General features: G+C 64.9%; 14 protein-coding genes. 6 read left to right on the plus strand and 8 right to left on the minus strand.

The genetic code is table 11. The features are described from left to right. Together IC50_RS07805 and IC50_RS07810 are read left to right on the plus strand one after the other, a co-directional pair. Nucleotides 1–591: S-adenosylmethionine:tRNA ribosyltransferase-isomerase (locus IC50_RS07805; RefSeq protein WP_035702677.1), on the plus strand; the 591-nt coding region annotated here is incomplete at its 5' end. Nucleotides 592–769: 178 nt separating this feature from the next. After that, a complete protein-coding gene (locus tag IC50_RS07810; RefSeq protein WP_271523021.1) occupies nucleotides 770–1,909 on the plus strand; it encodes an acyltransferase family protein in 1,140 nt (379 codons plus the stop codon). Between the two features lie 49 nt (nucleotides 1,910–1,958). On the opposite strand, the gene IC50_RS07815 is transcribed toward IC50_RS07810, so the two are convergent. The 4 genes from IC50_RS07815 to IC50_RS07830 all read right to left on the minus strand — a co-directional run bounded on the left by IC50_RS07815 (nucleotide 1,959) and on the right by IC50_RS07830 (nucleotide 6,176). Then, nucleotides 1,959–2,996, minus strand: a complete 1,038-nt coding sequence (locus IC50_RS07815) for an aspartate-semialdehyde dehydrogenase (protein ID WP_035702683.1) — start codon at nucleotides 2,994–2,996, stop codon at nucleotides 1,959–1,961. A gap of 236 nt (nucleotides 2,997–3,232) precedes the next feature. Next, the gene (locus IC50_RS07820; protein WP_035702686.1) at nucleotides 3,233–3,835 is read right to left on the minus strand and encodes a PepSY domain-containing protein; all 603 of its coding nucleotides are present in this window, start codon (nucleotides 3,833–3,835) and stop codon (nucleotides 3,233–3,235) included. A 253-nt stretch (nucleotides 3,836–4,088) separates the two neighbouring features. Beyond that, the gene (locus IC50_RS07825; protein WP_035702688.1) at nucleotides 4,089–4,835 is read right to left on the minus strand and encodes a TetR/AcrR family transcriptional regulator; all 747 of its coding nucleotides are present in this window, start codon (nucleotides 4,833–4,835) and stop codon (nucleotides 4,089–4,091) included. 135 nt (nucleotides 4,836–4,970) lie between these two features. After that, nucleotides 4,971–6,176 (minus strand): patatin-like phospholipase family protein, encoded by a 1,206-nt coding sequence (locus tag IC50_RS07830; protein WP_035702691.1) that lies wholly within the window; start codon nucleotides 6,174–6,176, stop codon nucleotides 4,971–4,973. A gap of 190 nt (nucleotides 6,177–6,366) precedes the next feature. Between IC50_RS07830 and tgt the strand changes: the two genes are divergently transcribed. Continuing rightward, nucleotides 6,367–7,512 carry a tRNA guanosine(34) transglycosylase Tgt gene (tgt, locus tag IC50_RS07835; protein WP_035702694.1) on the plus strand — a complete coding sequence of 382 codons (1,146 nt, stop codon included), beginning with the start codon at nucleotides 6,367–6,369 and terminating at the stop codon, nucleotides 7,510–7,512. 18 nt (nucleotides 7,513–7,530) lie between these two features. On the opposite strand, the gene IC50_RS07840 is transcribed toward tgt, so the two are convergent. After that, nucleotides 7,531–7,749: a hypothetical protein gene (locus tag IC50_RS07840; protein ID WP_035702696.1), complete on the minus strand. Its 219-nt coding sequence runs from the start codon at nucleotides 7,747–7,749 to the stop codon at nucleotides 7,531–7,533. 222 nt (nucleotides 7,750–7,971) lie between these two features. Here IC50_RS07840 and cysK point away from each other — a divergent pair, with 222 nt between their 5' ends. Both cysK and IC50_RS07850 read left to right on the plus strand, forming a co-directional pair. Beyond that, a complete protein-coding gene (gene cysK / locus IC50_RS07845; protein WP_035702699.1) occupies nucleotides 7,972–8,949 on the plus strand; it encodes a cysteine synthase A in 978 nt (325 codons plus the stop codon). 3 nt (nucleotides 8,950–8,952) lie between these two features. Next, entirely contained in the window at nucleotides 8,953–9,192 is a 240-nt protein-coding gene (locus IC50_RS07850; protein WP_035702702.1) for a BrnA antitoxin family protein, read from the plus strand. A gap of 194 nt (nucleotides 9,193–9,386) precedes the next feature. Here IC50_RS07850 and IC50_RS07855 read toward each other — a convergent pair whose 3' ends face one another. Continuing rightward, nucleotides 9,387–10,820, minus strand: a complete 1,434-nt coding sequence (locus IC50_RS07855) for a caspase family protein (protein WP_035702704.1) — start codon at nucleotides 10,818–10,820, stop codon at nucleotides 9,387–9,389. 200 nt (nucleotides 10,821–11,020) lie between these two features. Further along, nucleotides 11,021–11,896 carry a DMT family transporter gene (locus IC50_RS07860; RefSeq protein ID WP_035702709.1) on the minus strand — a complete coding sequence of 292 codons (876 nt, stop codon included), beginning with the start codon at nucleotides 11,894–11,896 and terminating at the stop codon, nucleotides 11,021–11,023. A 150-nt stretch (nucleotides 11,897–12,046) separates the two neighbouring features. Between IC50_RS07860 and IC50_RS07865 the strand changes: the two genes are divergently transcribed. After that, on the plus strand, nucleotides 12,047–12,445 hold the full coding sequence (locus IC50_RS07865) for a RidA family protein (protein ID WP_035702716.1): 399 nt from the start codon (nucleotides 12,047–12,049) through the stop codon (nucleotides 12,443–12,445). Nucleotides 12,446–12,494: 49 nt separating this feature from the next. On the opposite strand, the gene IC50_RS07870 is transcribed toward IC50_RS07865, so the two are convergent. Beyond that, on the minus strand, nucleotides 12,495–12,947 hold a 453-nt coding region (locus IC50_RS07870), incomplete at its 5' end, for a hypothetical protein (protein WP_035702718.1).

Below are 12,947 nucleotides of genomic sequence, written 5' to 3' on the forward strand. Positions count from 1 at the left end.
GCCTCGAAGCGCACGCCCGACGATCAGGATTTTGCGGACTACCAGACCATGTTCGCGGCGAACGAGGGCGCGGTGGCGGCTCCGACTGCGGGGCTGCATTTCACCCCGGCGCTGGAGCAGGCATTGCGCGAGCGCGGCGTCGGCATCGAGCGTGTCACGCTGCATGTCGGGGCAGGGACGTTCCTGCCGGTGAAGGCGGACGATACCGAAGGCCACAAGATGCATGCCGAGTGGGGCACCATCTCGGCCGAGACGGCCGAGCGGCTCAACGCGGCGCGAAAGAACGGTGGCCGCATCGTCGCGGTCGGCACCACGTCATTGCGTCTGCTCGAAAGCGCAGCCAGCCAGGACGGCACGATCCGGCCGTTCGCCGCGGAAACCTCGATCTTCATCACCCCCGGCTATCGCTTCCGCGCCGTGGACATCCTGCTCACCAACTTCCATTTGCCGAAGTCGACGCTCTTCATGCTGGTGTCGGCATTTTCGGGGCTACAGACGATGAAGCAGGCCTACGCGCATGCCATCGCGCAGGGCTACCGGTTCTATTCCTACGGTGATGCCTGCCTGCTGTTTCGGGCAGCCGAGGCTTAAATCCAAGATCGGGCGCGGCCGCAGCCCGGGCCAAGGCGATGCGTTGTCGCTGCTTCTGCATCTTTGCCGTTTCGCAAGCAATTGGGCCTAACGTCCTGCCGAACGATGGAGGCGCCTGGCCGATGCCGGCGTTTTGGCGGGGCGTGCCCGCCAATCGACGTCGGCGGTCGGTTAAGGAGTGGTAAACTTGCCGATCCCGGCAGCGCACACCGCAACAATCCCGTTCGCGGAACGAACATTCGTCGCGCTCGACGGATTGCGCGGCGTTGCGGCCATCATGGTTGCCCTGCGCCATGCTCCGTTCCTCTGGGAAGGCGCGCCGGGGCCGACCGGATGGATGAGGAACGGCTATCTGGCTGTCGACCTTTTTTTCGTTCTCTCGGGCTTCGTGCTGGAGCACGCCTATCGAAAGCGCTTCCTCCAGGGAATGTCAGTTCGGTCGTTCATGCTCGCCAGGGTGCAGCGGCTCTACCCGCTGTATGCTCTGGCGTTCATCCTCTCGCTGCCATTTCTGCTCGGCCAGCTTGCAGGCGGCGTGCCGGACTCGGTGCAAAGGACCCTCGGTCTGCTGTGCAGCGCGCTGATGCTCCCGACCCCGAATGCTGCCTATCCCGATGCCGATCTGTACCCGTTCAATTTCGCCGCCTGGTCGCTGCTCTTTGAGCTTGCGGCCAATCTGCTGTTTGCGGTGTTTGGAGCGCGGCTCGGCACGAAATCCCTGATCCGGCTCGTGAGCGGCTTCGCCGTTGCGCTCGTGGTCTGCGCGGCGATGGGATGGCTAGGGTTCGGCATCGAAGTCGGGAAGCGCGGCGTCCTCGGCGGCGGACCGACCTGGGAAACCTTCGGAGCCGGTGTGATCCGGGTCGGATTCTCGTTCTTTGCGGGCGTGCTGCTCTACCGGTTTCACGAAACGGCACGGTTGCAGCCGGCAAGATCCGGATTCGCGCTCGGCGCGTTTGCTCTCGTCACCGCCATTCTTGCAGTGGGCTTTCCCCGAGATCTCGATCTCGCGTTGAGCCTGGTCTCGGTCCTTGTCGTGTTTCCGCTGGCCATCATGATCTGCGCGCGCTTCGATCCTCCGAAAGGCGCTTTGGCAAGCATCATGCAGACCCTCGGTCTGCTGTCCTACGGGATCTATGTCCTGCAGGTCGTGACGTTCCATGCAGTGGAGGTCTGCGCGCTGCAGCTTGGGATCCAGTCCGCCCTTGTCGGGCTCGTCGCGATACCCATCGTCGCAGCGGTGGCGTACGCAGCCACCGTGTTCGTCGATGTTCCCGTCAGGCTCACGATGAAACAGGCATTGAAGGGATTGGCGTAGGAGCTCGAGGGACAGGCGGACGCTTGACGCCGCCTGTCCGAAGGTCAGCTCACGCCATCACGCGCTGGGGCAGGAGCTCGGCGATCTGCACCGCATTCAGCGCCGCGCCCTTGAGCAGCTGATCGGCCGCTACGAACATCGAGATCGAATGGCCCGAGGGGTCGCTGAGATCCTTGCGGATGCGGCCGACCAGGACGTCGTCCTGGCCCGAGGCGTCGATCGGCATCGGGAAGTAGTTCCTGGCTCGGTCGTCGACCACCTTCACGCCGGGGGCCCGGGCCATGATGGCGCGGACCTGGTCCTCGGTGATCGGCCTCTCGCATTCGAAGGTGATGGCTTCGCAATGGGCGCGCAGCACCGGCACGCGCACGCAGGTGACGCCGACCGCGATGGTCTCGTCCTCGAAGATCTTGCGGGTCTCCTTGATGACCTTGGTCTCTTCGTCGTTGTAGCCGGTGTCGGGGTCGACGGCCGTGTTGTGGTTGAAGAGGTTGAAGGCGTAGGGGTGGGGCATCACCTTGGGCGTATAGACCTGCCCGTTGAGATTGGCGCGGGTGGACTCGACCAGCTCTTCCATCGCCGCGGCGCCGGCGCCGGAGGCCGCCTGATAGGTCGAGATGATGACGCGCTTGATGCGGTTCTGCTGGTGAATCGGCCAGAGCGGCACCAGCGCGGTGATCGCAGCGCAATTGGGGTTGGCGATGATGCCCTTGTGGTCGCGGATACGGTTGGCGTTGATCTCGGGGATCACCAGCGGCACGTTCGGATCCATGCGGAAGGCGGAGGAGTTGTCGACCACCACCGCGCCGGCCTTGACCGCGATCGGCGCGTACTTCCTGGAGATGCCGCCCCCTGCGGAGAACAGGGCGATGTCGACGCCTTCGAAGGAGCGTTCATTGAGCTCCTCGATGACGACGTTCTGGCCGCGGAACGACACCGTCTTTCCGGCCGAGCGGGCGCTGGCCAGCGCCTTCAGCTTGCCGACGCGAAAGCCGCGCTTGTCCATGGTGGCGATGAATTCGGCGCCTACCGCACCGGTGACGCCGACAATCGCGACGACGGGATCGTTACTCACTTTGTCCTCCATTGAGATTTGCGGATTAGACAACAAAAAAGCCCCGGACCATCGAGGGCGGGGCTTCGGTAGAGCTGATGCGTTCAAGTCGACGACCTACGCGCGCACGCCTCCCCGGGCCCCTGGGGCCGTGGTGGTTTTGGTCGTGCGTTTGGTGGTCGTGAACATGGCGGCGACTTATGCGGGAGAGTCCTGCGGCCGTCAATGGCTTTTCGTCCCCGGCCGATGACGGGGCGCGAACCCCGCCGCTATCTGGCCCGGGCGCCCGGCGGCTCCAGGATGACCTCCTTGAGGTCGTCGCCGCTGATCACGACGATCGCAAAATTGAGCCGGCCGCGCTCGCGCACGAGGCCGCCGCTGATGGCCTTGCCGGCGGCTGCGCGCTCGGCGACGCGCACGGCATCGGCAAGGCGGTGCCTGATCGCGCCGAGCGCTGCGAGATTGCTGCGGTCCTCATGGTCGAGCTCGGCGAGGGGCAGGGCGGCTTCGCCGCCGACGAACTCGCCGGTCGCGGCATTGATGGTGTGGCGCCAGATCCGGTCGTTGTGCAGGGTCTTCACCCGGTAGACCGGCACGCCCGAGGCGCCGTCGAAGCTCACATCCGCCGTCGTGGCGCCGGCATGGCGGGCTTCCGCAATCGCCATGGCCTGGCCGATCGTGATCGACGAAGAGCGGAAGCGTTCGATCTCGCGGCTGACTGCCTGGCGCTCCGCCTCGGCATCACCATCTGCGTCGCTGTGGAGCGCGGTCGGCGTGCCCGTGGTCACGACCGCCTGCGCCGGTGCGGCGAGGAGCAGCGCGGGCAAGGCGGCCGCGAGCAGTTGCGAGGTCCCTCGTCTGGCTGTCGTCATGCTCGAAACCCTCGGCCTGCGAGTGTGCCGGATGATCGTAAAGAATTCGCGGCCGGCCTTGGGCAAAGGCCGGCCGCGGAACGCCGCGGCGGGCTGGACCCGCCGTGACGATCGAAGCGGTGCGGACCTCTTTGGGGCTGGTGAAAAAAGCGGCCCCGCACCCACTTATAACTAAACCATACCGTATCGTTTTATTTTGGTCAATGACGCCGTGCCGGCCCCCTTGGGGAAAGATCGCAAGCTCACGGAATTGTCAGCGGGAGGAGCGGCGCCGCGGCGTGACTTTGGGAGCGTTCCGGACGCGGTCGGCAGGCCCGAGCGCGCCGGCCAGGAACAGCTTGATCGCCGCGCGCATGCGCTTTTCTGCGGCCTTCAGTTCCAGCGCCGTTCCGAACGTCGCCATGCGGTGGGTGTGGCCGACGACGACGTCGAGGAACACCTCGGCTGCGATGGTGGTGTCTTCGACATCGAGCGCACCTTGCGCCACCAGATGGTCGAAGAAGCGCGCGGTGGTGGCGACGGCCTTGAGCCAGCCTTCCTCCTTGCCGAGCTTGGCGACGTCGGGGAAGTTGATGGCCTGCGACGTCATCATGCGGCTGAAGGCGACGGCGTCGGGACCGCAGGTGAAGGTCAGCATCTCGCGTCCGATCTCGACCAGCCGCTGCTCGACTGGAATGTCGGAGCCGCTCGAGAGCTGCGTTTCAGCCGCAGCCGACAAGGGCGCGAGCCAGCGCTCGATTTCGCGCCGGAGCACGGCCGCGAACAGCCCGCGCTTGTCGCCATAGCGGGAATAGACCGTGGGCTTGCTCACCCGGGCGGCTTCCGCGACCGCGTCGAGCGAGGTCGCATCGAAGCCGCGATCCAGGAACAGGCGGGTGGCGACCTCGATCAGCCGCTGGTCGCGCTCGATCGCGGCTGACTTCGTCGGCCGGCCGCCGCGCGATTTCGGCACCTCGCGCCGCGGCGCTGCCGGTCTCGTCTTGGTCGCAGTCAATCCCATGCCCAATGATTCCTGCGCGTTTCGGACAGTCGTCATTCGCTCTATATCGCGCAGGAGCCGAGGCGTCATCGCGAATCTGGCCGAATGGGCGGTATCGTCAACGGTTTCGGCAGGGCCTCGTTCCTCCACGCGAGCTCACGGCACCGTGGAGGTCCAGGCCTGACCGGACGCGGCCTTGTCATATCCGTATTGATAGAGCGCCCGCATATAGGCGGTGTCGAACCCCTCCGACGGTGGCGCCGGATAGTCGCGCGCGATGTAGGAGAGATGGAAGCCCAGTCGGTTGCGCCTGGCGAAATCGTAGGTCGAGAAGATGATCGAACGCGTCTGCGATTGGGTGATCGCCGACAGGCTGCGTGAGGCAACGTCGATGGTGCCGTTGGAGACGAGCTCGAAGTTGCGTTCGATCTTCTTGTTGACGAGGATGTAGATGTCCATCTTCGCATTGCCGGGCAGGCGTTCGCTCTGGAACAGCAGGGCTTCCGGCAATGTCAGCACCGGGGCCGTCACGCCGCCGTCGACATGCATCTCCTGAAACTTGCGGCCCTGGCCTTCGGCGTCGATCATGATCGGGGGAAACACCAGGGGAATGCTGGCGGAGGCCGCCATCACGTCGCGAAACAGCTTCAGGGCCTCCGGCGTTCCGACCGCGGCGATCCTGCCCATGTCCCAGATCGCGGTGCGCTGGGTATCGAGGTCGGTCGTCACCACCAACAGCTTGCGACCTTTGGCATTCTCGCGCGCGACCTGCGCCATGATCTCAGGACCGACATAGCGCGCGACCAGCTCGCGCAGCCGCGTGTTGCCGAACAGGCCGGATCCGAACAGCACGCGCATGATGCTGGGATCGTTCAGGAGGCTCTCCGCGATGCCGCTGGTGTAAACCTCCTTCAGCGTGTCGTCATATTGCGATCCGAGGAACGCAAAGGGCGCGATCAGGCCGCCGGTGCTGACGCCCGAGACGACCGAGAAGGTGGGGCGGGTCCTGGCCGCGGTCCAGCCGTTGAGCACGCCGACGCCATAGGCGCCGTCCGCACCGCCGCCGGAGAGCGCCAGATAGGTTTTGGTCGCGGTGCTGGTGTCCTTCTCGAAGCTGAATTTCGTGACGGGCTCGTCGGCATAGCGCCTGAGGCCGTCGATATCCAGCACGCGCGATGTGCTGGCTTCTGCGGCCGTATAGGGCGTGCGGGGCAGGGACGTGCAGGCGCCGAGCGCCAGGCTGCACATCAGGACCAGCAATTGGATCAGGCCGGCAGCTGTCTGCCTGATCCAGTCGCGCGCGGAGACGGATGCGTCGGTCGATGAAGGGGTGGGCATTGTCGGTGGCTGGCGATCACGCATCTACCGCCGCCGGCAAATTCGCCGCGGCATCACGTCCAGCCCCAGCGAAAAAAACTACACTGTTTCGTTTTGTTTGACAAGGGTGGAGGGCATCGATCCGGCGCGGTTGGTGTCCCGGTCTGAAGCACAAACCGGCCGGAGCGCGGCTTGGCGGTTGATCGGCCTGCTCCGACACGCAATAAGCACCGCCATGACCCCCGACAATGACCTTCCCAATCACTTTGAATTGCTCGCCACGGATGGCGCCGCGCGCACCGGGCGGCTGACCACGCCGCACGGCGTGGTGCGGACGCCGGCCTTCATGCCGGTCGGAACCGCCGGTGCCATGAAGGGCATGCACTGGCGCGAGGTGCGCGATGCCGGCGCCGACATCGTGCTCGGCAACACCTACCACCTGATGCTGCGTCCGAGCGCCGAGCGGATCGCGGCGCTCGGCGGCTTGCAGCGGTTCACCGGCTGGAACGGACCGATGCTGACGGACTCCGGCGGCTTCCAGGTGATGTCGCTGGCGGATCTGCGCAAGGTCAGCGAGAACGCCGTGACCTTCCGCTCGCATATCGACGGTGCCAAGGTCGAGCTGTCGCCGGAGCGCTCGATCGAGGTGCAGCGGCTGCTCGGCTCCGATATCGCCATGCAGATGGACGAATGCGTGCGGCTGCCGGCCGAGCGCGCCGACATCGAACGCGCGATGCAATTGTCGCTGCGCTGGGCCGAGCGCAGCAAGCGCGCCTTCGCGAGCGCGCCGGACGGCTACATGCTGTTTGGTATCGTGCAGGGCGGCGACGTGCCGCAGCTTCGTCATGCGAGTGCTAGAGGCCTGGTCGCGATCGGCTTCCACGGTTATGCGATCGGCGGCCTTGCCGTCGGCGAGCCGCAGGCGGTGATGCTGGCGATGATCGACGAGACCGCGCCATTGCTGCCGAGAGAGCGCCCGCGCTATCTGATGGGCGTCGGCACGCCTGACGACATCCTCGAAGCGGTGAAGCGCGGCATCGACATGTTCGATTGCGTGATGCCGACCCGCAACGGCCGGCACGGCGTCGCCTTCACGCGCCTCGGCCAGGTGAATCTGCGCAATGCACGTCACGCCGACGATCCGCGTCCGCTCGACGAAGAGAGCTCATGGCCTGCGGCGCGCACTTATGCGCGCGCCTATCTGCACCATCTCGTCAAGGCGGGCGAGACGCTGGGCGCGATGCTGCTGTCCGAGATCAATATCGCCTACTACCAGTCCCTGATGCAGGGCATCAGGGCTGCGATCGCGCAGGGACAATTCGATGAGTTCTACCAGCGGACGCGCGCGGACTGGGCGAGGGGCGACATCGCACCATGCTAGATCAGCTGCAAATCTGGATCAGTTGCAAATGAAGCGTTGCTTCAGGGCGTGCTTGGTCACGAAGCCGTAGCCGCAATTGTCGCAGGTCCAGAGGTAACTGATCACGCGGTCCGAGACGTAGGCGGACGCTTCGGCGGCGACCATGGAGTCGGCGCAGACCGGACAGGTAGGCAACTCGCTGCAACGCGGATCGCGGTTCAGCGCGACGGTCGACAACACTTCAGCAACTGCTGACATCGTGTGACCTCCCTGTTTTTGAGACCTAAGTCTAACATAAGCAGAAGCGCTTGACGAGGTCGCGACACAAATACGTTGGTTTTCTGATTCGACCGCTCACGTGATTTTGCGATGCAGCGTATTTAACATGTACGGCATTGCCGCTTGCGTGTCGCCGCAAGCTGTCTGTAACTGCGCAACGGTTGGGATTGAAGTACAGATCGCCGCCACAGGGAGTTCATCATGGACGCATCGTCCACCACGGGTGCAGCGCACCAAGCCGGCCGCGGTCGGATCTACGACTCGATCGTCGATGCCTTCGGCAACACCCCCATCGTGCGCTTGCGCCGGCTGCCCGGCATGCACGGCGTGAACGCGACCATTTTGGCAAAACTTGAATATTTCAATCCTGCCGCGAGCGTGAAGGACCGCATCGGTGCGGCGATGATCATCGCCATGGAAAAGGCAGGCATCGTCAAGCCCGACACCGTGCTGATCGAGCCGACCTCCGGCAACACCGGCATCGCGCTCGCTTTCGTGGCGGCTTCGCGCGGCTACCGGCTCAAGCTGGTGATGCCGGAGTCGATGTCGATCGAGCGACGCAAGATGCTGGCTTTCCTCGGCGCCGAACTGGTGCTGACGCCGGCGGCGCAAGGCATGAAGGGCGCGATCGCGGCCGCCGAGGAGCTGTTGAAGACGACGCCGAATTCGGTGATGCCGCAGCAGTTCAAGAACCTCGCCAATCCCGAGGTGCACCGCCGCACCACCGCGGAGGAGATCTGGAACGACACCGGCGGCAACATCGATTTCTTCGTGGCCGGCGTCGGCACCGGCGGCACGATCACCGGCGTCGGCCAGGTGCTCAAGCCACGCAAGGCCTCGCTGCGTGTGGTGGCGGTCGAGCCGGAGGAGAGTCCGGTGCTGTCAGGGGGACAGCATACACCGCACAAGATCCAGGGCATCGGCGCGGGTTTCGTCCCTGACATCCTCGACCGCTCGGTGATCGACGAGATCGTGAAGATCAACTCGACCACGGCGATCGAGACCTCGCGCGCGCTGGCGCGGCATGAAGGCATTCCGGGTGGCATCTCCTCTGGCGCGGCGATCGCGGCCGCGCTGCGGATCGGCAAGCGTCCCGAAGCTGCGGGAAAAACCATCCTGGCAATAGTGCCGTCCTTCTCCGAGCGCTATCTTTCGACGGCTCTGTTTGAAGGAATCTAGGACATGGCGGATCAACCGAGGCGGCCGCGTACGCTTGGCGATGCCAGGACGGAAGCCGAGGCGGCGTTCAAGAAGGTGACGGCGAAGGTCGCTGCGGCACCGCCCAAACAGAACGCAGTTCCCGGCATCAAGGAGCAGGTCACGCTGCGCATCGACCAGGACGTGCTGGAGTTTTTCCAGGAGAGCGGTCCGGGCTGGCAGGACCGCATCAACGAGGCACTGCGCAAGGCGGCGGGGAAGTAGGGCTCACTCGTTACGCGCGGTGTGGCTCCTCATCGCTGCTTGCGCAACAAGCGTCTCCAAGGATGGAAGGGGCCCCGCTGCGAGAGCGGGGCCTTCATGCTTCGAGACGGCGCTTCGCGCCTCCTCACCATGAGGATTACATACAAAAAAGCCCGGCGCGAGCCGGGCTTTTGTATTTTCAATCTTGCTTCAGATCAGCGCCGGAACATGCCGCCCATCATGCCGCCGACAACGCCACCCACGAAGGCTGCGCCGGCAGCATCGCCGGGACTGCTGCGATGAGGAGCCGGTGCCGGCGCGCTGCTGGGGGGCGGGGCACTGGCGGCGCGCCGGGCCGGCTTCTGGCTGGTGTCACTCGCCGTCGCCGGGGCAGCCACGATCTCCGAGAGCAGGGCCTTGTGCTGGTGCTTGTTGAGGTAGCCTGATGCGGGATAGCCGCGCGCCGTCTGCCAGCGCTTGAGCACGGATCGCGTCTCGTCGTTGAATGTGCCGGTCTGCTTGGTGTCGAAGCCGAGCGCCGTGAGGCGGCGCTGCACGTCGCGGCGCTTGTTCTTGTCGAGACCGATCTGGTCCTCGGTGACTTGGGTGGCTTCGTCGGTGAAGGTCGCCGGATCGACGCCCGCGTTGAGGGTGCGGGTCGCGGTCGAGGGGCCGCTCTTGATCGCGGCGAGGCGCGCCAGCGCCAGCGCCTTGAACTGGCCGTTGGGATACGCGGTGAGGTAGGCGTTGAGCTCTTCCGGCTTGTTCGACTCCTTCACCGAGCGCCAGTATTCGAGTTCGACACCGTCCGAATTGCCGGCGGACGCCGCCGGCAAGCTGCCGGCCGCCGTCGGTGCCGCATTGGCGACCTGGGTCGTCGGAGCCTGGTTGAGATAGACGGCGCCGATCAGGTTGGTATGGCCCCAGGGCAGCTGGCCCTTGTGGGTCTCTTCATTGACCTGAGCGCGCACGGACGTCATCGCCTGTTGGATCTCGACGCCGGGCTTGGTGATGTTGTCGATCAGCGCACGGGTGAACGGGCTGTTGTTACCTTCCTGGCCATCGAGCGCGGTCTGGCCGGGGCCGGTGGCGAAGGCGATCAGCGTGCCTTCGCCGGACTTCATCTCGGCAAGACCGCTCTGGACGTTGACGCTGCGGGTCGCCGAGTTCGACTTGATCTTGGCGGCGAACGGATTGTCGCGGCAGGCATCGAGGAAGACGAGCTTGACCTTGGCATCGCCCATGGTTTGCTCGAGCGTCAGGTCGATGTTGATGGCAGCGCCGAGCTTGACGTCCATCTCCGACTTGATGTCGGCGTCGACGGGCAACAGGTAGTTGGTGCCGCTGACGGCGATGCCGTGGCCGGCATAATAGAACAGCGCGATGTCCGAGCCCTGCGCCTTGCGGCCGAAGTCGAGCAGCTTCTCCGTCATCTGGTCGCGGCTGAGATTGGACCCTTCAATCACCTCGAAGCCGACATTGCGCAGCGTTGCCGCCATCGCCTTGGCATCGATCGGCGGGTTCGGCAATTGCGCGACGTTCTTGTAGGAGCCGTTGCCGACGACGAAGGCGACGCGGCGGTCGGCTTTCGCGGCGCTGACCGACAGCGCCATGCACATCAGCGAAGCGAGGAGGGTGAGATAGCGCATTCTGAAATCCCCAGAATCGAATTGCAGGCAGCAACAAATTGGCGACGAACCTACACGAAGTGCCCGACTTCGCGCCACCGAAACGGGGGGCCGTTGCATCAACCCGCTGCTGTGTGGCCGAATGTGCACGATGAAGTACGCCTCCAACGTGATCCAAATCACACGGCCACTTCGTTTTGTCGCGCCAGGCGGCGAGAGGTTCACTGCGCGCGAGCGGGAATCGGCGAGGCGGGCTTCAGGTTCAGGAGATTGCCGCCCAGGATCAGCGCCGCGCCGAGCACGGTCCAGGCGTCGAGCCGCTCGGAATAAAGCAGCCAACCGGCGGTCGCGGTCAGGGGAACTCGCAGGAAGTCCATCGGAACCACGATCGTCGCGTCGGCGTAGCGCATCGCACTGGCGAGGCAGTAGTGCGAAAACGTGCCGCAGACGGCGATCACGCCGACCCAGGCCCAGACATAGGCCGATGGCCAGGTCCACACGAACAGCGTCGGAACGAAGCCCGCGACCGATTGCACCACCAGCATCCAGAACAGAATCGAGAGCGCGCTTTCAGTGCGAGTCAGCGATTTGACCAGCGCCATCGAGACGCCAAATCCCATGGCGGCGCCGAGCGCAATGAGCTGGCCCGGGTTGATCTGCCCGGTCGCAGGCCGGACGATGACGATCACCCCGATGAGTCCGAGCACGATGGCGGCGATCTTCCATGCCGTCATCCGCTCGGACAGGAAGCTTGCGGCAAGGATTGCCGTCCAGATCGGCATCGTAAACTCGATCGCCACCACCTGGCCGATCGGAATCAGCGTCAGCGCGAAGAACCAGCCGAGCTGGGCGACATAGTGCACCAGATTGCGCCCGACATGCTGCGGCAGGCGCGATGTCTTGAGCACCTTCAGGCCGCCGGCGCGGTAGATGATCGGCGAAAGCAACAGGAAGCCGACCAGCGACCTCACTTCCATGATCTGGAAAACATTCAGTTCGCGCGTGGTCTCGCGTCCGGCAACCGCCATGACCAGCATCAGCGACAGCCAGCCCGCCATCCACAGTGCAGCCATCGTTTTGGACGGTGTCGCGCTCATTGGGGCAGGAGCTGGAGGATGGAAACCCGAAAGGACGGTCGGTATCGGCGACATCGCCGGCGTTTGCAACGGTCAAATCTGCGGATGCAGCGATGCAGCATGTCGTGCTAGGCATCTCCAAACAACGAGAAGATCGGGAGAGCTTCGCTCATGCACATCCTGCAGCCGGCCGAGTGGAAAAAACCGCGCGGCTTTTCCCATGGCGTCGTGGTCGACGGGCCCGGGCGCTGGGTGGTTCTGGCCGGCCAGACCGGCGGCGACGAGGCCGGCAGCTACGCGCCGGACATGGCGGGGCAGGTCGCGACTGCGCTGAAGCGCATCGTCAAGATCCTGGGCGAGGCCGGCGCCGGCCCCGAACACATCGTCCGCTTGACCTGGTATCTGACCAGCCGCAGCGAATATGAAGCGGCCGGTCCCGGCATCGGCGCGGCCTGGAAGGAAACGCTGGGACGCAATTTCCCGCCCTCGACGCTGCTCTATATCGGTGGCCTCGTAGACGATCGGGCCAAGGTCGAGATCGAGGTCACGGCGTTCGTGCCGAACACATAAAAATGACCCGGCGGAGCCGCCGGGTCGATTGTCCAAACCGCGGTCGACCTTAGCGCGACATCGAGATGTTGGCGCCGCGGAACTGGCTGTCCGCGCGGATCGTGACGGTCTGCCTGTTGCCGCTCGTCCTCAGCGCGATGTTGGCGTTGAAGCCGGCGGCGGAGGCGACCACCTCGAAGTTTCCGCCGCCACCGTGGCCCTGGAGCGAGCCGGAGATGTTGCGGCTGGCCTCGCTCCAGCTTCCCGAAATGGCATGACCCGAGGACTGAACGTTGGCGGCGAGGATGAACTTGTAGGCGTCGCTGGCGCAGGTCAGCGTCATTTCCATTGTGGGGCCGATGGGAGCATATTTGGCCCGGCAACGGATGCGCTCCGTGGATCCGTCCTCGAGGCTGACAGTGCCGCCGCCGCTCCAGCTTCCCGCCATCGGAGCGAATGGACCGGATTGCGCCTTGCTTTCGGAATTGGCGGCTGCGGCCGCAAACAAAACGGCGGCCGCGAT

Source organism: Bradyrhizobium genomosp. I (2014), from assembly GCF_000261685.1.
In the GTDB taxonomy this organism is placed as follows: domain Bacteria; phylum Pseudomonadota; class Alphaproteobacteria; order Rhizobiales; family Xanthobacteraceae; genus Bradyrhizobium.